General features: G+C 71.3%; 22 protein-coding genes and 1 pseudogene. 16 read left to right on the top strand and 7 right to left on the bottom strand.

The window, feature by feature from the left end; translation table 11 throughout:
- A pseudogene (locus tag ABD385_RS39440) lies at positions 1–127 on the bottom strand (hydroxypyruvate isomerase); the annotation flags it as partial.
- 135 nt (positions 128–262) lie between these two features.
- Here ABD385_RS39440 and ABD385_RS39445 point away from each other — a divergent pair.
- The 8 genes from ABD385_RS39445 to ABD385_RS39480 all read left to right on the top strand — a co-directional run bounded on the left by ABD385_RS39445 (position 263) and on the right by ABD385_RS39480 (position 7641).
- Positions 263–571, top strand: a complete 309-nt coding sequence (locus ABD385_RS39445) for a YkoF family thiamine-binding protein (RefSeq protein ID WP_344584874.1) — start codon at positions 263–265, stop codon at positions 569–571.
- The gene (locus ABD385_RS39450) at positions 568–948 is read left to right on the top strand and encodes a helix-turn-helix domain-containing protein (RefSeq protein WP_344584876.1); all 381 of its coding nucleotides are present in this window, start codon (positions 568–570) and stop codon (positions 946–948) included. The genes ABD385_RS39445 and ABD385_RS39450 overlap by 4 nt, the downstream gene beginning before the upstream one ends.
- Positions 949–1119: 171 nt before the next feature.
- The gene (gene uraD / locus ABD385_RS39455) at positions 1120–1632 is read left to right on the top strand and encodes a 2-oxo-4-hydroxy-4-carboxy-5-ureidoimidazoline decarboxylase (RefSeq protein WP_344584878.1); all 513 of its coding nucleotides are present in this window, start codon (positions 1120–1122) and stop codon (positions 1630–1632) included.
- On the top strand, positions 1629–2027 hold the full coding sequence (gene uraH, locus ABD385_RS39460) for a hydroxyisourate hydrolase (RefSeq protein WP_016570694.1): 399 nt from the start codon (positions 1629–1631) through the stop codon (positions 2025–2027). The genes uraD and uraH overlap by 4 nt, the downstream gene beginning before the upstream one ends.
- A 7-nt stretch (positions 2028–2034) precedes the next feature.
- Entirely contained in the window at positions 2035–2958 is a 924-nt protein-coding gene (gene pucL, locus ABD385_RS39465) for a factor-independent urate hydroxylase (protein ID WP_344584881.1), read from the top strand.
- Positions 2959–3039: 81 nt separating this feature from the next.
- Positions 3040–4443, top strand: coding sequence for a nucleobase:cation symporter-2 family protein (locus ABD385_RS39470; RefSeq protein ID WP_344584883.1), 1404 nt, complete (start codon positions 3040–3042; stop codon positions 4441–4443).
- A gap of 45 nt (positions 4444–4488) precedes the next feature.
- On the top strand, positions 4489–5892 hold the full coding sequence (locus ABD385_RS39475) for an 8-oxoguanine deaminase (protein WP_344584885.1): 1404 nt from the start codon (positions 4489–4491) through the stop codon (positions 5890–5892).
- Between the two features lie 285 nt (positions 5893–6177).
- Complete coding sequence (locus ABD385_RS39480; RefSeq protein ID WP_344584887.1) at positions 6178–7641, top strand: nucleobase:cation symporter-2 family protein; 1464 nt, start codon at positions 6178–6180, stop codon at positions 7639–7641.
- A gap of 151 nt (positions 7642–7792) precedes the next feature.
- Here ABD385_RS39480 and ABD385_RS39485 read toward each other — a convergent pair whose 3' ends face one another.
- Entirely contained in the window at positions 7793–8653 is an 861-nt protein-coding gene (locus ABD385_RS39485) for a chitosanase (RefSeq protein ID WP_344584889.1), read from the bottom strand.
- Between the two features lie 155 nt (positions 8654–8808).
- A complete protein-coding gene (locus ABD385_RS39490) occupies positions 8809–9387 on the bottom strand; it encodes a TetR/AcrR family transcriptional regulator (protein ID WP_344584890.1) in 579 nt (192 codons plus the stop codon).
- Between the two features lie 253 nt (positions 9388–9640).
- Here ABD385_RS39490 and ABD385_RS39495 point away from each other — a divergent pair, with 253 nt between their 5' ends.
- The 3 genes from ABD385_RS39495 (at position 9641) to ABD385_RS39505 (ending at position 13629) form a co-directional block, all read left to right on the top strand.
- Positions 9641–10966 (top strand): M20/M25/M40 family metallo-hydrolase, encoded by a 1326-nt coding sequence (locus ABD385_RS39495; RefSeq protein WP_425585585.1) that lies wholly within the window; start codon positions 9641–9643, stop codon positions 10964–10966.
- Positions 10963–12519 carry a YfcC family protein gene (locus ABD385_RS39500; protein ID WP_344584894.1) on the top strand — a complete coding sequence of 519 codons (1557 nt, stop codon included), beginning with the start codon at positions 10963–10965 and terminating at the stop codon, positions 12517–12519. The genes ABD385_RS39495 and ABD385_RS39500 overlap by 4 nt, the downstream gene beginning before the upstream one ends.
- Positions 12520–12747: 228 nt before the next feature.
- Positions 12748–13629: a GNAT family N-acetyltransferase gene (locus ABD385_RS39505; protein ID WP_344584896.1), complete on the top strand. Its 882-nt coding sequence runs from the start codon at positions 12748–12750 to the stop codon at positions 13627–13629.
- 166 nt (positions 13630–13795) lie between these two features.
- On the opposite strand, the gene aceB is transcribed toward ABD385_RS39505, so the two are convergent.
- The 3 genes from aceB to ABD385_RS39520 form a co-directional block, all read right to left on the bottom strand.
- The gene (aceB, locus tag ABD385_RS39510; RefSeq protein WP_344584898.1) at positions 13796–15436 is read right to left on the bottom strand and encodes a malate synthase A; all 1641 of its coding nucleotides are present in this window, start codon (positions 15434–15436) and stop codon (positions 13796–13798) included.
- A gap of 370 nt (positions 15437–15806) precedes the next feature.
- The gene (locus tag ABD385_RS39515; RefSeq protein WP_344584914.1) at positions 15807–16385 is read right to left on the bottom strand and encodes a nucleotidyltransferase family protein; all 579 of its coding nucleotides are present in this window, start codon (positions 16383–16385) and stop codon (positions 15807–15809) included.
- 137 nt (positions 16386–16522) lie between these two features.
- A complete protein-coding gene (locus ABD385_RS39520) occupies positions 16523–16753 on the bottom strand; it encodes a hypothetical protein (RefSeq protein ID WP_344584900.1) in 231 nt (76 codons plus the stop codon).
- A 505-nt stretch (positions 16754–17258) separates the two neighbouring features.
- Here ABD385_RS39520 and ABD385_RS39525 point away from each other — a divergent pair.
- Positions 17259–17546, top strand: coding sequence for a DUF5955 family protein (locus ABD385_RS39525; RefSeq protein ID WP_344584902.1), 288 nt, complete (start codon positions 17259–17261; stop codon positions 17544–17546).
- Between the two features lie 31 nt (positions 17547–17577).
- Here ABD385_RS39525 and ABD385_RS39530 read toward each other — a convergent pair whose 3' ends face one another.
- Positions 17578–18381, bottom strand: a complete 804-nt coding sequence (locus tag ABD385_RS39530; RefSeq protein ID WP_344584904.1) for an IclR family transcriptional regulator — start codon at positions 18379–18381, stop codon at positions 17578–17580.
- Between the two features lie 260 nt (positions 18382–18641).
- On the opposite strand from ABD385_RS39530, the gene ABD385_RS39535 reads away from it, so the two are divergent.
- The 4 genes from ABD385_RS39535 (at position 18642) to alc (ending at position 23689) form a co-directional block, all read left to right on the top strand.
- Positions 18642–19448: an aspartate/glutamate racemase family protein gene (locus ABD385_RS39535; protein ID WP_344584906.1), complete on the top strand. Its 807-nt coding sequence runs from the start codon at positions 18642–18644 to the stop codon at positions 19446–19448.
- A 42-nt stretch (positions 19449–19490) separates the two neighbouring features.
- On the top strand, positions 19491–21044 hold the full coding sequence (locus ABD385_RS39540) for an NCS1 family nucleobase:cation symporter-1 (protein ID WP_344584908.1): 1554 nt from the start codon (positions 19491–19493) through the stop codon (positions 21042–21044).
- Between the two features lie 150 nt (positions 21045–21194).
- Positions 21195–22562: an allantoinase AllB gene (gene allB, locus ABD385_RS39545; protein WP_425585584.1), complete on the top strand. Its 1368-nt coding sequence runs from the start codon at positions 21195–21197 to the stop codon at positions 22560–22562.
- Entirely contained in the window at positions 22559–23689 is a 1131-nt protein-coding gene (alc, locus tag ABD385_RS39550) for an allantoicase (protein WP_344584912.1), read from the top strand. Before allB ends, alc begins: the two co-directional genes overlap by 4 nt.
- Positions 23690–23882: the final 193 nt, after the last annotated feature.

Below are 23882 nucleotides of genomic sequence, written 5' to 3' on the forward strand. Positions count from 1 at the left end.
CCCACGGCCACCACAGCTCCACCGCCGTGAAACCCGCCGCCCGCGCGGCAGCCGGCCGCTCCAACAACGGAAGCTCAGTGAACAGGATCGACAAATTGACGTTGAAGCGCGTGTCCGTGAAACCCATGGGCCCCGGCGCTCCTTCCGGATAGCGGAACTTACTTTCTGCGTAATGGAACACTGCCGGGCGGCCGGGGAAACTGTCAAGAGGGGCCGTGGGCAATTTCTGGTCGGCGGCGCGCGGCCCGCGTAGGTTGAGCGGGTGCGATTGAGAGTGGAGTTCACGACGGAGCCGTTCGACCTGGACGAGGCGCCGGCCCATGCCGTGGTGGCGCGGGAGATCGTCACCGGGGCCGAGCTGGACGCGGTCGACGTGGGGCCCTTCGGCAACACCGCCGAGGGGGACGCCGATCGGGTGCTGAACGCGGTCGACGCCCTGCTGCGGCGGTCCCTGGCCGCCGGGGCCACCCGGGTCTCGCTTCAGGTCAACGTGGTGGCGGACGGTGACGGGGGTGGTGCCGCGGGCGACGACCGGGGCGGTGCCGCGGACGGTGAGGGGGACGCGACGTGACCGAGCCTGCCGACCACCCCTTCGTCCGGGCGGTCAAGCCGCTGGTGGACGCCATGGGTGGCCAGATGGTCCCGCCCGACCAGGCCCGGGGCGACGACGTCGTCCTGTCCTGGGAGGACCAGGACCGGGTGGCCGTCCGGCTCCCGCACCTGTCGGAGTCGCTCGATCACATCCTCGCCGAGCTGCAGCGCCGGCACGGCGTGCCGCTCGCCGAGCTGGACCGTAAGACCAAGCAGTCGGTGGTGCGGATATTGGAGAGTCGCGGCGCCTTCTCTGTCCGGCACGGGGTGGAGACGGTCGCCGGGGCTCTCGGCGTCAGCCGCTTCACCGTTTACAACTACCTGAACAGGGAAAGCGCCGCGAAGGACGCCGACTGAGGCGAATGGGGTGCAACTCCCCGTCCAACGGCCCGAGCCGCCGTCCGGAAACCCCGGGCGGCGGCTTTTGTGTTGCCGACTTTTCAACAAAGTGTTGACGTGATGTTGCCGGAGGTCTTAGCTGTTTCCAGCCAACCAGAGCTGTCCAGCACCAGGCCACGGAGGCTTCCCGTGTCTTCGAGTACGCCCCAAGGGCTTACCCGGTTCAACACCGCCGACGCCAGCGAGGCTCAGGCCGCCCTGCACGAGGTGTGTGCCAGCCGGGCTTGGGGGAGCAAGATCCTTGCCCAGCGCCCCTACGCCACCACCGACGCCCTGTTCACCGCCAGTGACGCTGCCATGACGGAGCTGTCCGCGGACGACCTGGCCGAGGCGATGGCGGGGCACCCGCCCATCGGCCGGCCCAAGCCGGGCGACCCCACCTCGAACCGCGAGCAGAGCGGGATGTCCGGCGCCTCCGACGAGCTCAAGTCGGAGATGCTCGAACTGAACCTGGCCTACCAGGAGAAGTTCGGGCACGTCTTCCTGATCTGTGCCTCCGGTCGCACCGGTGAGCAGATGCGCGATGCGGTCCGCGACCGGATCGACCACGCGCCGGAACAGGAACGCGAGATCGTCCGCAGTGAACTCGGCAAGATCAATCGCATCCGCCTGACCCGCATCGCAGAAGGAGATCCCTCATGAGCAGCGAGACGGCTGCACCGACGTCGGTGTCCACGCACATCCTGGACACCAGCGTGGGCCGCCCCGCGGAGGGCGTCGCCCTCACGCTCTCGGTGCGCTCCGACAGCGGCGGTGCATGGACCGCCCACGGCGCCGGCAAGACCGACGTCGACGGGCGCTGCAAGGACCTCCCGGCCCTGCCGGAGGGCACCACCCACGTACGCATCGACTTCGAAACCGAGGCGTACTTCGTTTCCAACCAGCAAGCCGAGGAACAGCAGGACGCCCCCGCGCTACGGGACAGCGGAGCATTCTTCCCGGAGGTGGCAATCACCTTTGCCGTCAAGCCGGGCGAGCACTACCACGTACCGCTGCTGCTCAACCCGTTCGGCTACTCCGTATACCGAGGGAGCTAGCACCGACATGCCCACGATTCTCGGCCAGAACCAGTACGGCAAGGCGGAAAACCGCGTCGTCAAGATCACCCGTGACGGCGCCACGCACCACATCAAGGACCTCAACGTCTCGGTCGCGCTCTCCGGCGACCTGGAAGAGGTCCACCTCTCCGGCTCGAACGCCAACTGCCTGCCCACCGACACGACCAAGAACACCGTGTACGCCTTCGCCAAGGAGTACGGGATCGAGTCGGCCGAGCAGTTCGGCATCCACCTGGCCCGGCACTTCGTGTCCAGCCAGGAGCCGATCAAGCGGGCCCGCATCCGCATCGAGGAATACTCCTGGGAGCGTATCGAGACCGCGGACGGCAACTCCCGCTTCATCGGGGCCGAGGAGGTCAAGCACTCCTTCGTCCGTAAGGGGCAGGAGACCCGCCTGACCGAGATCACCTACGACGGTGAGAACTGGCAGGTCATCTCCGGCCTGAAGGACCTCGTCGTGATGAACTCCACCAACTCGGAGTTCTGGGGGTACATCAAGGACAAGTACACGACCCTGACGGAGGCGTACGACCGCATCCTGGCCACCCAGGTGGCCAGCCGGTGGCGCTTCAACTGGACCTCCGACGAGCAGCGGATGCCCAACTGGGAGCGTTCGTACGAGCAGGTCAAGAAGCACATGCTGCAGGCCTTCGCCGAGACCTACAGCCTGTCGCTGCAGCAGACCCTGTACCAAATGGGGTCGCGCATCATCAACAACAGGTCCGAGGTGGACGAGATCCGCTTCTCGCTCCCGAACAAGCACCACTTCCTCGTGGACCTGGAGCCCTTCGGGCTCAAGAACGACAACGAGGTCTACTACGCGGCGGACCGCCCGTACGGCCTGATCGAAGCCACTGTTCTGCGCGACGGCGTCGAAGCCCAGATCCCGATGGATCTGACGAACCTCTAGCGGCTCGACGCAACGCCGTGCCTCGCGTCCCCTCCCCACCCCGCAGCGGGGAGGGGACGCGATTTCCGAGGGGAACGACCCATGGCACAGCAAGAGCAAGCCCCGCACCACCCTGTCCCACCGGTTCACCCGGTGGATGAGAAGCCGGCCGTCAGGCGGCTGGTCCCCGCCGCGCTCCAACACATCGCAGCGATGTACGCCGGCGTCGTCACCCCTCCGCTCATCATCGGCCAGGCCGTCGGCCTGGACACCGCGGGCCGGACCCGGCTCATCGCCGCCAGCCTGCTCATCGCCGGTCTCGCAACGCTGCTGCAGACGCTCGGCATCCGCAAGTTCGTCGGCAACCGCCTCCCGTTCGTGAACGCCGCCAGCTCCGCCGGCATCACCCCGATGCTCGCCATCGCCGAGACGACCGCCAAGGGACACCAACTCCCCGCCATCTACGGGGCGGTCATGTGTGCCGGCGTCTTCTGCCTGGCGATCGGACCGTTCTTCGGGAAGCTCCTACGGTTCTTCCCGCCGCTGGTCACCGGCATCGTGATCACCCTCATCGGGGTCACCCTGATGCCCGTACCGGTCGGGTGGGCACAGGGTGGCGACAAACAGGCCGCCGACTTCGGCTCCATGCAGAACCTCGCGCTGGCCGGCTTCACGCTCCTGGTGGTGCTGCTCGTCCAGCGCTTCACCAAGGGCTTCGTCAAGCAGATCGCGCTGCTGATCGGCCTGGTCGCCGGCACGCTCGCCGCGATCCCGTTCGGGATGGCGAGCTTCGACGGGCTGCGCTCGGCCCCGATCGCCGCCCTGCCGACGCCGTTCTCCTTCGGTGCGCCCGAGTTCCAGCCCGCCGCGATCCTCTCGTTGTGCATCGTGATGCTGGTGCTGATGACGGAGTCGTCGGCCGGGATGCTCGCCCTCGGTGAGATCTGCGACCGGAAGACCACCGGTGCCACCATCACGCGCGGGCTGCGCACCGATGGCATCGCCACCCTCCTCGGCCCCGTCTTCGGCGGCCTCCCGACCAGCGCCTTCGCGCAGAACGTCGGTGTGGTCTCGCTGACCCGGGTCCGTTCCCGCTACGTCGTCGCGCTGGCCGGCGCGGTGCTGCTGGTCCTCGGTGCCTTCCCCGTCCTGGGCGCCGTGGTCTCGCTCGTACCGATGCCGGTCCTCGGTGGCGCGGGTATCGTCCTGTTCGGATCGATCGCGGTCAGTGGCATCCGCACGCTCTCCGAAGCGGGACTCGACGACAGCTCCAACATCATCCTGGTGGCCGTGTCGCTCGGCGCGGGGATCATCCCGCTCGCCGCGCCGACCTTCTACTCCGGGTTCCCCGCCTGGGCGCAGACCGTGCTCGGTTCCGGGATCAGTGCCGGTGCCCTGGTCGCGGTCACGCTCAACCTGTTCTTCCACCATCTCGGCACCCGGAGCAGCTCACGGGCGGCGGTACTGTCAGCCGTCACGCCCGGCTCCGGCACTCAAATCCCGTAGGGCCATGCCGTGCCCAAACCGCCACGAAAGCACGAGGAAAGCAGCATGGCAGCATCGGCAGCCCCTGACAGCGCGGTGAAGCAGCGCATCGTCATCGAGAACTGCGCCATCGCGACCGTTGACGCCCAGGACACCGAGTACGCCAGTGGATACGTCGTCGTCGCCGACAACGTCATCGAGGCACTGGGTGCGGGCAAGGCTCCGGAGAACCTGGCGAACGTGGTCCGTCGCATCGACGCCACCGGTCACCTGGTCACTCCCGGCCTGATCAACACGCATCACCACTTCTACCAGTGGATCACCCGCGGTCTGGCCACCGACCACAACCTCTTCAACTGGCTGGTGGCGCTGTACCCGACGTGGGCCCGGATCGACGCGGCGATGCTCACCGCGGCCACCCACGGCTCGCTCGGCATGATGGTCAAGGGCGGCGTCACCACCGCCTCCGACCACCACTACGTCTTCCCCCAGGGTTCCGGGGACCTCGTGGGCGCCGAGCTGGCCGCGGTCGCCGACATCGGCGCCCGGATCACCCTGGCCCGCGGTTCGATGGACCGCAGCGAGAAGGACGGCGGCCTGCCCCCGGACTTCGCCGTCGAGACCACCGAGGGCGCCCTCATCGGCACCGAGGAGGCCATCGACAAGCACCACGACGCCTCCTTCGGCTCGATGGTGCACATCGCCGCGGCCCCCTGTTCGCCGTTCTCCATCTCCACCGAACTCCTCCGGGAGGGCGCCGTGCTCGCCCGCCGCAAGGGCGTGCGCATGCACACCCACGGCTCGGAGACCGTGGAGGAGGAGAAGTTCTGCCACGAGCTGTTCGGGATGGGCCCGACCGACTACTTCGAGTCCACCGGCTGGCTCGGCGAGGACGTGTGGATGGCGCACTGCGTCCACATGAACGACTCCGACATCGCCGCCTTCGCCCGCACGAAGACCGGCGTGGCGCACTGCCCGTCCTCCAACGCCCGGCTGGCCGCCGGCATCGCGCGCGTACCGGACATGCTCGCGGCCGGCGTCCCGGTCGGGCTCGGCGTGGACGGCACCGCCTCCAACGAGTCCGGCGAACTCCACACCGAGCTGCGCAACGCGCTGCTCATCAACCGACTCGGCGCCCACCGCGAGGCCGCCCTCAACGCCCGCAAGGCGCTGCGGCTCGGCACTTACGGCGGCGCCCAGGTCCTCGGTCGGACCAGCGAGATCGGCTCCCTGGAGCCGGGCAAGCTCGCCGACCTGGTCCTGTGGAAGCTGGACGGCCTGGGCCACTCCTCGATCGCCGACCCGGTCACCGCGCTGGTCTTCGGGCCGGCCGCCCCGGTCACGCTGTCGCTCGTCGACGGCAAGCCGGTGGTCGAGGACAACCACCTCACGAACATCGACGAGGACGCCATCGCCCGCTCCACGCGGGCCGAGGCCCAGCGTCTGGCCCGCATCGCCTCCGAGGGCTGATCCCCCCGGACGCGATGCGCCCCGAGACTCGGCCGGGAGGGACGGCTCCCGGCTGAGCTTGCGGACCCGAGCGGGGCCCGCAAGCGCCGTCACCCGGGGGTGCGGACAGATCCGCACCCCCGGGGCCGGTCGCCCCACACACACCTGCCGTCCATGCGCCACAAGCGCGGCCAACTGCACGCTCACCAGCGCGACTTCCGGCACACCAGCACCACATGGCACGCCCTCCGTGACAGGCTCGCTCCGCCGGCTTCCGGCGCAGCAGAAATCGACAGGAGGCCCGCAGTGGCCGCACCTACCGGGCAGAAGTCGGAGGCGGACCGGAAGCATCCGGTCGACGAAATCCTCCCGCCCTTCAAAATGTTCACCAGTGGTCTCCAGCACGTGGCCGCTATGTACGCGGGCGTGGTGGCCCCGCCGATGATCGTGGGACCCGCCTGTGGGCTGAGTCCCACCGAGACCGCGTTCCTGGTGGGGGCCAGCCTCTTCACCGCCGGACTCGCCACCCTGCTCCAGACCCTGGGGTTCTGGAAGGTCGGAGCCAAGCTCCCCTTCGTCAACGGCGTCTCCTTCGCCGGTGTCACCCCCATCATCGCCATCGCCAAGGAACACAGTCCGCACGACGCCCTGCCGGTCATCTTCGGCGCGGTCATCGTCGCCGGTGTCCTGGGCTTCCTCCTCGCGCCCTACTTCTCCAAACTGGTGCGGTTCTTCCCGCCGGTGGTCACCGGCACGGTGATCACCCTGATCGGCGTCTCGCTGCTCCCGGTCGCCTTCAACTGGTCCCAGGGCGGCAACGAACAGGCCGCGAACTACGGCTCGTTGAAGAACATCGGGATGGCCGCGGTCACCTTCCTGATCGTGCTGGTGCTGCGCCGGGTGCTGCGCGGCTTCCTCCAGCAGATCGCCATCCTGCTCGGTCTGATCGTCGGCACGCTGATCGCGATACCCGTCGGGATCACGGACTTCTCGGTGATCACCAAGGCGAACCTCATCGGTTTCCCGACGCCGTTCCACTTCGGTGCGCCGCAGTTCGACGTCGCCGCGATCGTCTCGATGTGCATCGTGATGCTGGTCTGCATGACCGAGTCCACCGCGGACATGCTCGCCCTCGGCAAGATCGTCGACCGTCCGGCGAACGAGCGCACCATCGAGGGCGGCCTGCGGGCCGACACCCTCGGCAGCGCCATCAGCCCGCTGTTCAACGGCTTCGCCAACAGCGCCTTCGCGCAGAACATCGGTCTGGTCGCGATGACCAAGGTCCGCAGCCGGTTCGTGGTGGCCACCAGCGGCGGGATCCTGGTCGTGCTCGGCCTGTGCCCGGTCGCGGCGTCGGTCATCTCCCTGGTCCCGCTGCCCGTCCTGGGCGGTGCCGGCATCGTCCTGTTCGGCTCGGTCGCGGCCAGCGGCGTGCAGACGCTGTCCACCGCCGCCATGGAGAAGGGGGAGAACTCGCTGATCGTCGCCGCCGCCCTCGGTGTCGGGCTGATCCCGATCGCGGCGCCGGAGTTCTACCACAACTTCCCCAAGGACATGCTGGTCGTCCTGGACTCCGGGATCAGCACCGGTTGCCTGGTCGCCATCGTCCTCAACGTCGCCTTCAACCACTTCGGGCGGAAGAACGGCGACGCCGAAGCGGCCGCTCCGGCTCCCGACCCGCACGCCCTGGAGGACGTCCCGGACATCCCGCAGCAGCCCGCCCGCGGTCGCCTGGACGACGGTGAGACCGCCAGCTCGTCGGCGCACTGAGGTCCGCCCGGCTGCGCTGAGCACGAACCGAGCACTAACTGAGCACCACTGAGTACCACTGAGGCCCGCTGAGGGCCTGCCCCACCGCCAACGGCCCGTACGGAACCGGCAACTGCCGTCTCCTTACGGGCCGTTGGGGTGTCTGCGGGGCTCAGCCGATGTGGTAGGGGTCCCCGTAGACCTTCCAGTTCAGCGGGGTGTGCAGGTCGAGGTTCCCCTGCTTCAGGAACACCCGCTGCTCGGTGTCCACCCGGCTGGTGTCGCTGTGCGCCTCCTCCTGCTTCATCGCCCAGACCCGGGCGTCGAGGAAGGCGTTCAGGTAGGTCTTCTCGTCACCGCCCTGGGCCGGCGGCTTGGCCTTCGCCAGCGCCCGCTTGCGGATGCTGGAGAAGCTGGTCTTCTCGTCGCCGTCCCCGTGCATCACGATCGCGTCGTAGTACGCGAACTGCCCCAGGACGCCGATCCCGTCGGCCTTGCCCTGCTTGACCGCGGGGTTGAAGTACACCCGGTCCCGCTCGTCGTCCTGCGCCTTGCGGAAGTCCGGGTCCTTGGCGGCCTTGCGCCAGTCCTTGGGGTAGTTCGGGTCCAGGCCGGCGTGGGAGTCGCCGCCGTCCACCTTGCGCAGCGCCGGCAGGTACGGGGCCAGGACGTTGTCCGGCTTGCGCTGGGTGTAGAGCTCGACCAGCTCCAGCATGTCGTGCGTGCCGGAGGTGAAGCCGACGATGCCGCCGGTGTAGCCGCGGCCGTCACCGATGTCCTCGATGTACTGGTACTGGGCCTTCCAGTCCAGCGAGGAGTTCTCCGCGCTGGACACCAGCTGCATGGCGATCTCCTTCTTCGCCGGGTCGTCCAGTCCGACGGCGGCCCGCGCGGCGGGCGCGGCGGCGTGTGCCGGGGCCGCCGCCCGGTGGGCCGGTGCGGCCGTGGCGGCGACCGCGGTCGCGGGGACGGCGAGCAGGGCGAGGCCGAGCGTGACGTGGGTGGCGGTCCTGGCTATCGATCGGGAGCGCATGGAGTCCTCCTGTTCGGAGTGGGCCGTGGGGGGTTCCCCAATCGTTAGGAAGCTTTCCTATCAGACTCCGGAGGCGCCGTATAGCCGTCCTGCGGTCCAACGTGCCGTGATGCGGCGGGAGTTGGGCGGCCGGGTTCGACCGGGACGGGGGGCGGTCAGTGCGCGGGATGCGCCGTCGGCGCGCCCAGGAGCCCGCCCGCCAGGGTGCGCATCTCCTCCAACGGGTCGAACGCCCCGTCCGGAAGCGAGAGTTGGCGCAACACCACGCCGTCCAGGTGGTCGACCAGGATCCGGCCGTGCCGCTCCGGCGTCGCGGACCCCAGGTGGCGCACCCACTCCGTGCTGCGCTCCAGCAGTGCCTGCCGCCCCCGCCCGAGCGGACCGCGCAGCTCCGGGCGCGCGGCGGACTCCAGGGCCAGGGCGAGCCGTGCGGCCGTGCGGGATCGTCCCGGGCCGGCGGCGTGCCGGGCGAACGCCGCCATCGCCGCGGCCACTTCGCCGGGGCCGGACGGTGCGGACTCCCCGAGGAGCGCCGCCCAGTGCTGCCGCTCCAGGGTCAGCAGGTGCTCGGCGATGCCCTCGACGAGGGCGGTGCGGGTGCGGAAGTGGTTGGAGGTGGTGCCGACCGGGACCCGGGCGGCCCGGTCCACCGCCTGGTGCGTCAGCCGTCGTGCCCCTTCGGTGCCCAGGACCTCGACCGCCGCGTCCAGCACCTGCTCCCGTCGCCGCGCCACCGTGCCACCCACCCGCCCTTACCGCTCTGTTACTACGCCCATAGTAGAGCGAATCCCCTGGCGGACGTGCGCGCCGGAGCGGTGCCCACGTCGCGCCGCGGGCACCCGCGAGGTGCCCGATATGCTGCGCTTCGACACGGAAACTGACAGTTATTCAACGTGCGTGCCCGTGCAGCCGGGTGCCACAGAGAGGGGGCCCGCGGTGCCCCACGAAGCCAACGCGTCCGCGCTGGAGACCACCGTCGACGGGCTGATGGACGACCTCCGCGCCGACCTCAAGCGGTTGGCCGCCATCCCCTCCATCGCCTTCCCCGGGTTCTCGCCCGAACCCGTCCTGCGGGCCCGGGACCTCGTCGTCGAACTGCTGCGGGCCGCCGGGGTGCGCGACGTCGGCGAGCTGAACCTGCCCGACACCGCCCCGGTCGTCACCGCCACCGTCCCCCCGCCCACCCCGGACGCCCCGACCGTCCTGCTCTACGCGCACTACGACGTCCAGCCGCCGGGCGACGAACGCCCGTGGGACTCCCCGCCGTTCGAGCCCACCGAGATCGAGGGCGGCCTCCGCGCCCGGGGCGTCGCCGACTGCAAGGCGAACCTGATGGTCCACATCGGCGCCCTGCGGGCCTTCGGCGGGCGGCCGCCCGTCGGCATCAAGATCGTCTTCGAGGGGCAGGAGGAGTACGGCAGCGCCTTCGACGCCTATCCGCCCACCGACCCGGCCGCGTTCGCCTGCGACGCGATGATCATCGCGGACACCGGCAACATCCGCCCCGGCACCCCCACCCTCACCACCGCGCTCCGCGGCAGCGTCGACGTGCTCGTCGAGGTCCGCACGCTCGACGCCGGCCTCCACAGCGGCGAGTACGGCGGCGCCGCCCCCGATGCGCTGCTCGTCCTGCTCAAGGCGCTGGCCACCCTGCACGACGTCCACGGGGACGTCGCGGTGGAGGGGCTGCGGCGCGAACCGTGGGGCGGCCCGGCGCTCACCGAGGACGAGTTCCGGGACCTGGTCGGGGTGTCCCGGGGCATGCCGCTCCTCGGGTCCGGCGGGCTCGGCGAACGCCTGTGGAGCGGCCCGGCGCTCACCGTCGTCGGCCTGGACGCGCCCTCCGTCGACCACGGTGCCGCCGCCGTCGTCCCGCACGCCCGCGCCAAGCTCAACCTCCGCGTGCACCCCCGGCAGGACCCCCAGGAGGCCCAGGACGCCCTCGTCCGCCACCTGCGCCGCCTGCGCCCCTTCGGCATCCCGCTCACCGTCACCCCCGGTGACACCGGCCCGGGTTACCAGGCCGCCACCGACGGGCCGGCCTACCGGGCGGCCCGTTCCGCGCTGCACCGCGCCTGGGGCGCCGAACCCGTCCACGCGGCGTCCGGCGGCTCCGTCCCGCTGGTCAACGGGCTGGCCGCGGCGGCGCCGTGGGCCGAGGTCCTGCTGTTCGGCGCCGAGGACAACCTGTGCCGGCTGCACGGCCCCAACGAGCGGGTGCTGTACTCCGAACTCCGCGGGGCGCTGCTCGCCGAGGCCCTGTTCTTCGCGGAGTACGCCGCCGCGCACCGCCGGCCCGGGGGCGCCGGATGACGCCGGGCGCCGGGAACGACGCACCACCACCCGCACCCCCGTCCGACGCCCCGGAGCCGGGCGGGGGACGCCGCTTCACCTTCCCCAGCGCCCTCACCGTCCTCGTCCTCGTCACCCTCGTCGTCTGGGCGCTGGCCTTCGTGCTGCCCGCCGGCACCTACGTCCGCACCGCCGCCGGCCGGCCGGTCCAGGGCTCCTACCACCGCACGCCGTCCGGCCGGACCTTCCCGGAGCGGCTCGGGGACCTCTTCCTCTCGCCGGTCAACGGCCTCTACGGGATCAAGGACGCCACGACCGGCCTGGTGGGACCGGACCTCACCGGTGCGCTGTACGGCAGCGCCGGCGTCTTCCTCTTCGTCCTCGCCATCGGGGCGTTCATCACCGTGGTCTTCGCCACCGGCGCCCTGGACCGAGGGATCGGCCGGCTCGCCCACCGCCTGCGCGACCGCGGCGCGCTCCTCATCGCCGGGGTGATGGCGGTCTTCTCGCTGCTCGGCACCGTCGAGGGGTTCGCCGAGGAGACGCTGGGCTTCTACTCACTGATCGTCCCGCTGATGCTGGCCCTCGGCTTCGACCGGTTGGTGGCCACCGGCACGATCATCCTCGGCGCCGGTATCGGGGTGCTGTGCTCCACCGTCAACCCGTTCGCCACCGGGGTCGCCTCGTCGGCCGCCGAGGTCTCGCTCGGCGACGGCATCGCGCTGCGGGTGGCGATGTGGCTGGTGCTGACCGCCGTCACCACCGCGTACGTCATCCGCTACGCGCGCCGGGTCCGCGCCGACCCCGACCGTTCGCTGTGCGGCTTCCTGGCCGGCGACCGCGCGCACGCCCAGACCGCCCCGGACGCCGCCGAGCCGCCGCCGCTGACCCGGCTCCACACGACGGTCCTGGTCACCGTCGCGCTGCTCTTCACGTTCATGATCTTCTCGGTGATCCCGTGGTCCGGTGCCCTCACCGGTCGGGCCGACGCCCCGCCCTACGCCTGGGAACTCGACTGGTCCTTCCCGCAGTTGGCGGCGATGTTCCTGGTAGGTGCGGTGCTGGTGGGGCTGTTGGCGCGGATGGGCGAGCCGCGGCTCAGCGCGACCTTCGTCCAGGGCGCCGCCGACTTCCTCTCACCCGCGCTGGTCATCGTCCTCGCCCGCGGCGTCACCGTCATCATGAACAACGCCAGGGTCACCGACACCGTGCTGCACTCCATCGAGGGCGTCGTCTCGGGCACCCCCTCGGCGCTCTTCGGCGTCATCGTCTTCCTGGTCAACCTGCCGCTGGCGTTCCTGATCCCCTCCACCTCGGGGCACGCCACGCTCGCCATGCCGATCCTGGCCCCGCTCGCCGACTTCGCCGGCGTGACCCGCCCGGTCGTCGTCACCGCCTGGCAGGCCGCCAGCGGCTGGATGAACCTCTGGGTGCCCACCACCGCCGTCATCATGGGCGGCGTCTCGCTCGCCAAGGTCGGCTACGACACCTACCTGCGCTTCGTCGCCCCGCTGCTCGCGCTGCTCTTCGTCCTGATCTGCGCGTTCGTGGCGCTGGGGGCGGTGGTCAGCTAGGGAGCGTGCGGGTGGCCGTCCGGCGCCTCGCCGCGGCGGCGGGTCGCGCCGGCGGCCCACTGCCGTTAACCCGTTGCCGCGCGACCGACGGGCCGGCTAGATTCTGCCGGCCGTCCGTGCCCGTGCGGCGCGACCCCGTCGACGAGGAGGTGTGGAGCACATGCGCACGCGTGCCCCTCAGCCGAGCCCGCACACCGACCTTCGCCACCTCCTCACGACGGAGACACCTTGTCGCTTCGCCTCACCGCACTGACCGATCCCGCGCCCGGACCGCACGGCCGGCGTCTCGCATGGCTGGCGTCCGATGCGGAATCCCACCCGGTCGGGACGGCCTTCCTGCGCCTGTTCACCGATCCCGGACGGCAGCACCTGGCCGAACTCGCCCTCCACGTTCACCCCGTGGAGCGCCGCAGGCACGTCGGTTCCCGGCTGCTCGACGCCGCCGTCGCCACCGCCCGGGACGACGACCGACGCTGCGTCATCGCGCAGGCCGAGGCCGGATCGCCCGGCGACCGCTTCCTGGCGGCGCGCGGTTTCCGCAAGGTCCTCACCCTGCGGTACACCCGCTTGCCGCTGGCCGAGGTGGACGCCGCCGCCCTCGCCGGGATCGTCGAGCGCCCGCATCCCGGCTACCGACTGCTCTCGTGGCGCGGAACGGTCCCCGACCACCTCGTCCGGACGTTCGTCGCCGCCCGGCACGCCATGGACGACATGCCCATGGACGAGGCCGACTACGGCACCGTGACCTGGGACGAGGACCGGGTCCGGGCCGCGGCGCGGGCCGTCGAACGGCGCGGCGACCTCCTGCACACCGTCGTCGCCGTCGACGCCCGCGACGGCTCGATCGCCGGCTTCACCGAACTCGTCGTCCCCGGCAGCGGCACCGGCGACGGCCAGCACTACGGCACCGGCGTGCTGCCCGAGCACCGCGGACACGGCCTCGGGCGATGGATGAAGGCCGAGTCGATCCGACGGGCCCGCACGGACCATCCGGCCCTCGCCGGCCTCCTGACCGACACCGCCGACGGCAACGCGCCCATGAGACGGATCAACGACGCCCTCGGCTACGCGCCCACGCACACCGCGCACCAGCACCAACGGCAGCTCTAGCGGCGGACGAACGGGCCGGTCCCGGACCGCGGCCGACCCGTCGACGCGCTCCCCGCGCACACCGGCCGCCGACAGCGCGAAGGGCCCGCGCGCACCACGGGGCGGTGGTGTTGCGCGGGCCCTCGGGGCCGTGCCGGGCGGGTGGACCGGGCCGGATCGGACGGGATCAGACCAGCAGTTCGTACGCCGGCAGGGTGAGGAAGTCGGCGTAGTCGGCGTCCAAGGCGACCTTCAGCAGGAGGTCGTGGGCCTGCTGCCACTTGCCGCCGGTGAAGGCGTCCTCGCCCACCTCGGTGCGGATGGCGGCCAGTTCCTCGGCGGCGATCCGGCGGACCAGATCGGCGGTGACCTTGGTGCCGGCGTGGCCCTCCTCCGCGAAGACGACACCGGCGTCGACCCACTGCCAGATCTGGGAGCGGGAGATCTCCGCGGTGGCGGCGTCCTCCATCAGGCCGAAGATGGCGACCGCACCGAGGCCGCGCAGCCACGCCTCGATGTAGCGGGTGCCGACCTGGACCGCGTCGACCAGGCCCTGGTAGGTGGGCTTGGCCTTCAGCGAGTCGATGGCGATGAGGTCGGCGGCGGCGACCGAGACGTCCTCGCGCAGGCGGTCCTTCTGGTTCGGCTTGTCGCCGAGGACCGCGTCGAAGGAGGCGCGGGCGATCGGCACCAGGTCTGGGTGGGCGACCCAGGAGCCGTCGAAGCCGTCGCCGGCCTCCCGGTCCTTGTCGTTCTTGACCTTGGCCAGGGCCTTCTCGTTGGCCTCGGGGTCCCGGCGGTTGGGGATGAAGGCCGCCATGCCGCCGATGGCGTGCGCCCCGCGCTTGTGGCAGGTGCGGACCAGGAGTTCGGTGTAGGCGCGCATGAACGGGGCGGTCATGGTGACCGCGTTGCGGTCCGGGAGGACGAACTTGGCGCCGCCGTCACGGAAGTTCTTGACGATCGAGAAGAGGTAGTCCCAGCGGCCGGCGTTCAGCCCCGAGGCGTGGTCGCGCAGCTCGTAGAGGATCTCCTCCATCTCGTACGCGGCGGTGATCGTCTCGATGAGGACCGTGGCGCGGACGGTGCCCTGCGGGATGCCGACGTAGTCCTGGGCGAAGACGAAGATCTCGTTCCAGAGGCGGGCTTCCAGGTGGGACTCGGTCTTGGGCAGGTAGAAGTACGGGCCCTTGCCGAGGTCCAGCAGACGCTGGGCGTTGTGGAAGAAGTACAGGCCGAAGTCGACCAGGGCGCCGGGGACCGGGCGGCCCTCGAACTGCAGGTGGCGCTCCTCCAGGTGCCAGCCGCGCGGGCGCATCACCACGGTGGCGAGCTCCTCGGCCGGCTTGAGGGCGTAGGACTTGCCGCTGCGGGCATCGGTGAAGTCGATCCGGCGCTCGTAGGCGTCGATCAGGTTGAGCTGGCCGTTGACGACGTTCTCCCAGGTGGGAGCGGAGGCGTCCTCGAAGTCGGCGAGCCACACCTTGGCGCCGGAGTTGAGCGCGTTGATCGTCATCTTCCGGTCGGTGGGACCGGTGATTTCCACCCGGCGGTCGTTCAGCGCGGCGGGCGCTGCGGCCACCTTCCAGCTGTCGTCCGCGCGGATCTGCGCGGTTTCGGGGCGGAAGTCCAACGTGCTGGTCCGGGCGATCTCGGCACGACGCTCGGCGCGGCGGGCGAGCAGCTCGTCGCGGCGGGGGGTGAACCGCCGGTGCAGCTCGGCAACGAAGGCGAGCGCAGCGTCGGTGAGGACCTCGCCCTGCCGTTCCGGGGTGTGTGCGGGGTCGACTTCGACGATGGCCAGCGGGGACGGCGCTGGTGCGGACATGAGCTGTCACTCCATTCAGCGGCGGTGCCTGGCGGCCGCCGGGGCACCTGAGCGGCACGGGGTGCCGAGGGTTCCGAGACACGGTCGCGGGCGCCGTACGGATAGCAGGGCGCTTCTGACCAGTGGAGACTAGTTTCCTTATCGCGGAACTTCAATGGTTTGTTGACATCGAGATTCTCTGAGTCGACAGAAACCTTGATCAAATGGCGCTCGGTGCCACAGTGGTCACTCTCCATTACTCCCGCCCCGGAGCGACGGTTTCCCGTCAACCCGCGGTCGGGGCCGCCGTTCTGGTCGCCGAGCGCGCCGCCCGCCGCAGAATGTGCGGCCCTTCGTACGGTCGCACGAGGCCCGCGCGACGGCACCCCGGTCACTGGAGCCGTCGCAGATCTTCCGGTGTGTCGATGTCGTACGCCTCGGCCACGTCGCCGCACTCGACGAGCGTCAGCGCCCCGGCGTGCTGCCGCAGGTAGTCCCGCGCACCGCGGTCGCCCGTCGCGCTCGCCGCGACGTCCGCCCACCGCGCGGCGCCGAACCCCACCGGATGCCCCCGCTCGCCCCCGTACGCGGCGGCCACCAGTGCGTCCCGCCCGGTGCACGCGGCCACCACCCGGGACACCGCGGCGGCGCCGATGCCGGGCTGGTCCACCAGGGACACCACCACCGCGTCCGCCCCCGAGTCGGCCAGCGCCGTCAGTCCCACCCGGAGCGACGAGCCCATGCCCTGGGCCCAGTCCGGATTGACCGAGACGCCGTAGCCGGTCAACTCGGCCCGGGCGCGTACCGTTTCGGCGGCCGCCCCCAGTACGAGGTGCACCGGTCCGCAGCCGGCGTCCCGCAGGACCCGTGCGGCGTGCTCGACCAACGGGCGTCCCCGGTGGTCGAGCAGCGCCTTCGGCCGTCCCCCCAGCCGCCGCCCGCCGCCCGCGGCGAGCAGCAGCCCGGCCACCTTCCCCTCGGGCCGTCCGGCCCCCGCCGTCCCCCCGACGCCTGCGCTTTCCCCTGAATGTGCCATGGGGACTGCTTACCTCATGGCCGCGCGCGGCGCTCCGCGCCCCCCGGACCGGGCGGTGCCCGGTCGCCCCGTCAGGCCGCGTCCCCCGACGTCCGCTGCCGTGGGATCCACGGCCGCAGCCGGTCCCGGGCGCGTGCGGTCCGCTCGTCCGCGTCGCGGCGCTCGCTGACGTAGCGGTGTATGTGCTCCTCGGTGATCTCGGAGGCGTCGGCCAGGCCGTACGCCCGGCAGATGAGCTGGACGACGCTGAGGTGCCGGGAGTCGGGATGGGGGCCGGGGTCGGGGCCTGGGTTGGGCTCCATGGCGTTCTCCGATCCAGTGGTCCAGTGGTGTGCGATTCGGTGATATGCCGGACATTTCCCGGAAGGGAGAATGCTCCACCGCGCGGCGCCGTATCCCTTGTACGGGAAACGCCCACGCCAACGGGTGCCCGGGGGAACGCACGTACTGACGCATGGTCAGCTGGCGGACGGGTAGCGCGCGCGGTCGGCGTGACGGGGGCGCGCGGTGCGGGGGTCCGTGGGTGCGAGGAGTCGGTCGGACGGCCGGGGGAGCGCCCGGTGAGCGGCGAGATCCGGCCAGTGGCGCGAGGCGGCGGGAGGGCCGGCCGCGCACCCTCGGCGTGCGGGTCCGGCGCGCCCCGGTGGCGCCCGCGCCGCCGTCGCGACGGCGGGACGTTGATCGAGTTTTTTCCACCGCCCGTATGGCGTCGGCCGCGCAGCGTGGCGTTAACTGTCCCGCATCGTGGAACGGACAACGTCCTGGAAGGGCACGGTCGTTGGGCAACAGGCGCAGGGGGACGGCCGCATGACCGGGGACCACAACGATCCGAAGGTCCGTGCGCTCCGCGTGGCGGTGGGCCGGCTCCGCCGCCAACTGGCCGTGCTGCCCGCCGAGTTACCGGACCGTGCGGCCGCCGACGACGAACTGGCCGCACTGGACGCGATGGTGAGCCACGGCGCCCCCGAGGTGACCCGGCTGCGCCGTTCGCTGTTGTTGATAGCCGGGGCGGTGGGCTCGGTGAGCGCACTGTCGCCGGCGCTGTCCGAGGTCCGCGAGCGGATCGACGGCTTCGGCGGGCTGCCGGGCGGGTGAGGCGACCCGGGCGGGGCGCCTCACCCGGACCTCACGCCGGCGTCTGGTTGGCCAGCGCCACCGACAGTTCGGCCGCCACTTCCTGGAGCACCGGGATGATCTTGTCCGTCGCGGCCTCGGTCACCCGGCCGGTCGGCCCGGAGATGGAGATCGCCGCGGACGTGGGGGAGTTGGGGACCGGAACCGCCAGGCAGCGGACGCCGATCTCCTGCTCGTTGTCGTCGACCGCGTAGCCGAGGCGACGCACGTCGGCCAGGGCGTCGAGGAAGTGCTCCGGGTCGGTGATGGTCTTCTCGGTCGCGGCGGGCATGCCCGTACGGCCGAGGAGCGCGCGGACCTCCTCCGGCGGGTGGTTGGCCAGCAGGGCCTTGCCGACGCCGGTGGAGTGCGGCAGCACGCGGCGGCCGACCTCGGTGAACATCCGCACCGCGTGCCGGGACGGGACCTGTGCGACGTAGACGATCTCGTCCCCGTCGAGGAGGGCCATGTTGGCGGTCTCGCCGGTCTCCTCCACGAGGCGGGCCAGGAACGGCCGGGCCCAGGTGCCCAGCAGGCGCGAGGCGCTCTCGCCGAGCCGGATCAGGCGCGGGCCGAGGGCGTACCGGCGGTTGGGCTGCTGACGGACGTAGCCGCAGGCGACCAGCGTGCGCATCAGGCGGTGGATGGTGGGCAGCGGCAGGCCGCTGCTGGCCGAGAGCTCGCTCAGGCCCACCTCGCCGCCGGCGTCGGCCATCCGCTCCAGGAGGTCGAAGGCGCGCTCGAGGGACTGGACCCCGCCGCTGGCGCCTGCAGGCTTGGCTTGGGCGGCGGAGGTGCTGGCGCTGGACGGCGGCACGTCGCGTTCCTTTCGGGGCGGGTCGGATCGGTCTCGGCTCTTCATCCTTGCGGGCGCCGGGCCCGACCGGAGCAGCCTACCGGTCACACCGCGCAGGTACACCGCCTATCGCACAGTCGTTCCCGCCGGTCAGCGCCCGTATGTCCCGAGGTGCCACCTCCTTGCCCGAGATCTCTTGACGGTGCCAGTGGCCGTAGCTACGTTCTGCTCCGCGAAACCTACTGTCCATTCTGTGGAATCCTCCAAATCGTTGGAGCGTCATGCGCATTCTCGTCATGAACCCGAACACCACGGCTTCCATGACCGCTTCGATCCGCGCCACCGCCACCGCGGTCGCCGCACCGGGCACCGAGATCCTCGCCACCGAACCCCTCTGGGGGCCGGAGTCCATCGAAGGCCACTTCGAGGGGTACCTCAGCGCCGCCGCCGTCCTGGACCGGCTCGCCACCCTGGACACCCCGTTCGACGCACTGGTCATGGCCGGCTTCGGCGAACCCGGCCGGGAGGGCGCCCAGGAGCTGCTGGACGTCCCCGTCCTGGACATCACCGAGTGCGCCGTGCAGATGGCGCTGATGCTCGGCCACTCCTACGGCATCGTCACCACCCTCGACCGCGCCGTGCCGCAGATCCGGGACCGGCTGCTGACCGCCGGGCTGCTCCAGCGCTGCGCCGGGGTCCGCGGCACCGGGCTTGGGGTCCTGGAGCTGGAGGAGGATCCCGAGCGCACCGTCGAGGTGATCCTGCAGACCGCCCGGGCGGTGGTCCGTGACGGTGCGGAGGTCATCTGCCTGGGGTGCGGCGGGATGGCCGGGCTCCAGGAGCGGGTCGCCGCCGAGCTCGGGGTGCCCGTCGTGGACGGCGTCGCCGCCGCGGTGAAGTTCGCGGAGGCGGTGGTCGGCCTCGGTCTGACCACCAGTGCGCAGCGCAGCTTCGCGCCGCCCCGCCCCAAGGCCATCGGCTCGTGGCCGCTGAGCCGCCACCTCGTGCGCACCGCGTCGGGGGAGCGGCACCGCATGCAGGATTCCGCACGGCACACCGACTTTTCCAGTGAAACATCAGGCATCTGACGACTGATACCCAAGCTCCACCCGACCTGCCTGGGAGGACTCATGAGCACATCCCCGCAGCACCGTCCGGGACCGCCGGACCCGAGGCTCTTCAACGAAGACCTCGCACCGGCGGCGAAGCGCACCTGGGGCACGTACAGCGTCTTCGCGCTGTGGATGTCCGACACCCACGCGATCAGCAACTACGCCTTCGCCGCCAGCCTCTTCGTGCTGGGGCTGCCGGCCTGGGAGGTGTTCCTCGCCCTGCTGGTCGGCATCACGCTCGTCTACGGGCTGATGAACCGGATGGGGCACGCCGGGCACCGCACCGGCGTCCCCTACCCGGTGCTCGCCCGCGCGAGCTGGGGCGTCTACGGCGCCAACATCCCGGCGCTGCTGCGCGCGGTGATGGCGGTGGCCTGGTACGGCATCCAGACCTGGCTGGCCTCCACCGCCGTGGTGCTGCTGACCTTGCAGATCGCGCCCGGCCTGGACGCGTACAACCACAACTCGGTGCTGGGGCTGTCCACCCTGGGGTGGATCGCCTTCATGGTGATGTGGGGGCTGCAGGCCGCGCTGCTGACCCGCGGCATGGAGTTCATCCGCAAGGTCCAGGACTTCGCGACCGGGCCGGTGGTCTGGCTGGTGGTGCTGGCGCTGGCGGTGTACCTCGTCGTCGCGGCGCACGGCGACATCTCGCTGACCCGCAGCCTGACCGGGCTCAGCGGCACCGCGCAGGTCCGGCAGAGCCTGATCGCGGTCAGCCTGACCGTGGCCACCTTCTTGACCCTGGTCCTCAACTACGCCGACTTCGCCCGCTTCACCCCCGACCACCGCTCCTACCGGCGGGGCAACCTCATCGGGCTGCCGGTGAACTTCACCGCCTTCGCGGTGGTCGCCGTCCTCGTCACCGCCGGCACCATCGCGGTCTTCGGCGAGGCGATCTACGACCCGGTGAAGGTGATCCAGAAGATCGACAACCCGGTGGTCACCGTCATCGGCGCGCTCGCCTTCATCATCGCCACCATCGGCATCAACGTCGTGGCCAACTTCGTCTCGCCCGCCTACGACTTCGCCAACCTGCTGCCGAAGTACCTGGACTTCAAGCGCGGCGGCATGATCACCGCGGTGCTCGCGGTGCTGGTCATGCCCTGGAAGCTCTACTCCTCGGCGCTGGTGATCCAGTACTTCCTGGGCGCGCTGGGGGCCTTCCTCGGTCCGCTGGTGGCGATCCTGCTCGTCGACTACTTCCTGGTGCGACGGGGGCGGATCGACGTCGATGCGCTGTTTTCGGCCGATGCCGCCGGGGCCTACTACTACCGGCGGGGCTACAACCCGAAGGCCGTGATCGCCTTCCTGCCGGCCGCCGCGGTCGCCGCCTCGCTGGCGCTGATACCGGCCTTCGACGCGGTGGCGCCGTTCTCCTGGATCTTCGGGATGGGGATCTCGGGGCTGCTCTACGCCTTCGTCTCGCGGCGTGAACGGGCCGCGGCCGGTGCCGGCCCGATTCCCCAGGACATCATCACGTCGCAGGTCAGGGGCGAGATGGTGGCGTCGGTCGAGGAACCGGAGCCCTCCGGTGCGATCGCCGGGCCGGCCGCCGCCTCGGGGTCTTGACGGGCCGCGGTCCTGAGTGAAGACTCATTCAACAGACTGTTGAATTCCGTATACCAGCGGTCCACACCGACATTCCGGGGTGCTGGAGAATCCGCGCCGGCGGCGGCACGGCCCGCGTCAGCCGTGCCCCGCGGGCGCCGGACCGCGACCATGAAACAACGATATGGGAGGTACTGGGTGTCCGAAATAGAGCTGGTGCTGCGTTCCACGCGCGTCGTCACCCCGGAGGGGACGCGGGCCGCGTCCGTCACCGTCCAGGACGGGAAGATCGTCGCGGTCCTGCCGCACGACGCCGAGGCCCCGGCCGGCGCCCGGGTGGAGGACTTCGGCGACGACGTCCTGCTGCCCGGCCTGGTGGACACCCACGTGCACGTCAACGACCCCGGCCGCACCGAGTGGGAGGGCTTCTGGACGGCCACCCGCGCGGCCGCCGCCGGCGGCATCACCACCCTCGTGGACATGCCGCTCAACAGCCTCCCGCCGACCACCACCGTCGACAACCTCGACGCCAAGCGCGCGGTCGCCCGCAGCAAGGCCCACATCGACGTCGGCTTCTGGGGCGGTGCCATCCCCGGCAACGTCAAGGACCTGCGCCCGCTCCACGAGGCCGGCGTCTTCGGCTTCAAGTGCTTCCTGTCGCCCTCCGGCGTCGACGAGTTCCCGCAGGTCGACCAGGAGCAGCTGGCGGCGGCGCTCGGCGAGATCGCCGCCTTCGACGGCCTGCTGATCGTGCACGCCGAGGACCCCGGCCACCTGGACGCCGCCCCCGAGCCGCACGGCCCCAAGTACGCCGACTTCCTCGCCTCCCGCCCCCGGGTCTCCGAGAACGACGCCATCGCCGGCCTGATCGAACTCGCCCGGAAGCTGGACGCGCGGGTGCACGTGCTGCACCTGTCCTCCAGCGACGCCCTGCCGACGATCGCCGCCGCCCGCGCCGACGGCGTCAAGATCACCGTCGAGACCTGCCCGCACTTCCTGACGCTGACCGCCGAGGAGATCCCGGACGGCGCCACGGAGTTCAAGTGCTGCCCGCCGATCCGCGAGGCCGGCAACCAGGACGCGCTGTGGCAGGGCCTGGCCGACGGCACCATCGACTGCATCGTCTCCGACCACTCGCCGTCCACCACCGACCTGAAGACCCCCGACTTCGGGACGGCCTGGGGCGGCATCTCCTCCCTCCAGCTCGGCCTGCCGGCCATCTGGACCGCCGCCCGGGAGCGCGGTCACAGCCTGGAGGACGTGGTCCGTTGGATGTCCGCCGCCCCGGCGGAGCTGGTCGGCCTCGGCGACAAGGGCGCCATCGCCGCCGGCCGGGACGCCGACTTCGCGGTGCTGGCACCCGACGCGACCTTCACCGTCGACCCCGCCGAACTCCAGCACCGCAACAAGATCACCGCGTACGCCGGGAAGACCCTGTACGGCGTCGTCCGCTCCACCTGGCTGCGCGGCCGGAAGATCAACGACGGCGCCACCCTCGCCGAGCCCACCGGCGAACTCCTCGAAAGGCCGCGCGCATGACCACCGGCGACCTCCCGCGCTACACCGGGGACGCCAGCCCCTACGGCGGCGGTGACCCCTACGCCGACTACCGGACCCCGGGCCCGGCCGGCTTCCCCTTCTCCCACCTGCCCGACCTCGCCGACCGGCGGCTCGGCGCCGGCGTGCTCGCCGCCAACGACGAGTTCTTCGCCGAGCGGGAGAACCTCCTGACGCCCGAGGCCGCCCACTTCGACCCCGAGGCGTTCGGCCACAAGGGCAAGGTCATGGACGGTTGGGAGACCCGCCGGCGGCGCGGCGCCGACGGCGCGCACCCCTTCCCGACCGAGGGCGACCACGACTGGGCGCTGATCCGGCTCGGCGCCCCGGGCGTGATCCGCGGCGTCGTCGTCGACACCGCGCACTTCCGCGGCAACTACCCGCAGTCGGTCAGCGTCGAGGGCACCTGCGTCGAGGGCTCGCCGTCGCCGGCCGAACTCCTCGGCGCCGGCGTCACCTGGACCCCGCTGGTCCAACGCACCGCCATCGGCGGGCACGCCGCCAACGGTTTCGCCGTCCACGTCGAGCAGCGCTTCACCCACCTGCGGCTCAACCAGCACCCCGACGGCGGCGTCGCCCGCCTGCGGGTCCACGGCGAGGTCGTCCCGGCGCCCCGCTGGCTGGCCGCGCTCGGCACCTTCGACCTCGCCGCGCTGGAGAACGGCGGCCAGGTCGAGGACGCCTCGGACCGCTTCTACTCCTCGCCCACGAACACCATCCAGCCGGGCCGGTCCCGCAAGATGGACGACGGCTGGGAGACCCGCCGGCGCCGCGGCACCGGCAACGACTGGGTGCGCTACCGCCTCACCGAGCAGTCCGCGATCCGCGCGGTGGAGATCGACACCGGCTACCTCAAGGGCAATGCGGCCGGTTGGGCGGCGCTGTCCGGACGCGACGGCGAACAGGGCGACTGGGTCGAACTGCTGCCCCGCACCCGGCTCCAGCCCGACACCGTCCACCGCTTCCTGCTGGACGACGCACCCGCGGTGACCCACGTCCGGTTGGACATCTTCCCCGACGGCGGAATCGCCCGCCTCCGGCTGCACGGCTCACTCACCGAACAGGGCACGGCCCGGCTCGCCGCGCGCCATGGGGGGCTGGGGGGCTGACGGGTCGCGGCGCTTGGCTTTGCTTCCCACGTTGTTGTCTTTCCCGCCGTGGTGGTTGCTGTTTGCGCCTGCGGCGCGTTGCCGCTGCGCGGGGCTTGTAGGTAGGCGCGGTGTCGGGTTGGCGGGTGGTGGGGTGCCCGGACTGCTGCGCTTTACGTCCGGGCACCCCACCACCCGCCAACCCGACACCTCC

The sequence above is a fragment of the Streptomyces lunalinharesii genome (assembly GCF_039532155.1).
GTDB classification, from domain to species: Bacteria; Actinomycetota; Actinomycetes; order Streptomycetales; family Streptomycetaceae; genus Streptomyces; species Streptomyces lunalinharesii.

Coding starts and splice junctions, on each gene's coding strand:
- uraH (WP_016570694.1), top strand. CDS start 1,629: ATGAGCAGCGAGACGGCTGCACCGACGTCGGTGTCCACGCACATCCTG.
- pucL (WP_344584881.1), top strand. CDS start 2,035: ATGCCCACGATTCTCGGCCAGAACCAGTACGGCAAGGCGGAAAACCGC.
- ABD385_RS39470 (WP_344584883.1), top strand. CDS start 3,040: ATGGCACAGCAAGAGCAAGCCCCGCACCACCCTGTCCCACCGGTTCAC.
- ABD385_RS39475 (WP_344584885.1), top strand. CDS start 4,489: ATGGCAGCATCGGCAGCCCCTGACAGCGCGGTGAAGCAGCGCATCGTC.
- ABD385_RS39485 (WP_344584889.1), bottom strand. CDS start 8,653: ATGCGCTCCCGATCGATAGCCAGGACCGCCACCCACGTCACGCTCGGC.
- ABD385_RS39495 (WP_425585585.1), top strand. CDS start 9,641: ATGGACGACCTCCGCGCCGACCTCAAGCGGTTGGCCGCCATCCCCTCC.
- ABD385_RS39500 (WP_344584894.1), top strand. CDS start 10,963: ATGACGCCGGGCGCCGGGAACGACGCACCACCACCCGCACCCCCGTCC.
- aceB (WP_344584898.1), bottom strand. CDS start 15,436: ATGTCCGCACCAGCGCCGTCCCCGCTGGCCATCGTCGAAGTCGACCCC.
- ABD385_RS39520 (WP_344584900.1), bottom strand. CDS start 16,753: ATGGAGCCCAACCCAGGCCCCGACCCCGGCCCCCATCCCGACTCCCGG.
- ABD385_RS39525 (WP_344584902.1), top strand. CDS start 17,259: ATGACCGGGGACCACAACGATCCGAAGGTCCGTGCGCTCCGCGTGGCG.
- ABD385_RS39535 (WP_344584906.1), top strand. CDS start 18,642: ATGCGCATTCTCGTCATGAACCCGAACACCACGGCTTCCATGACCGCT.
- ABD385_RS39540 (WP_344584908.1), top strand. CDS start 19,491: ATGAGCACATCCCCGCAGCACCGTCCGGGACCGCCGGACCCGAGGCTC.
- allB (WP_425585584.1), top strand. CDS start 21,195: ATGAAACAACGATATGGGAGGTACTGGGTGTCCGAAATAGAGCTGGTG.
- alc (WP_344584912.1), top strand. CDS start 22,559: ATGACCACCGGCGACCTCCCGCGCTACACCGGGGACGCCAGCCCCTAC.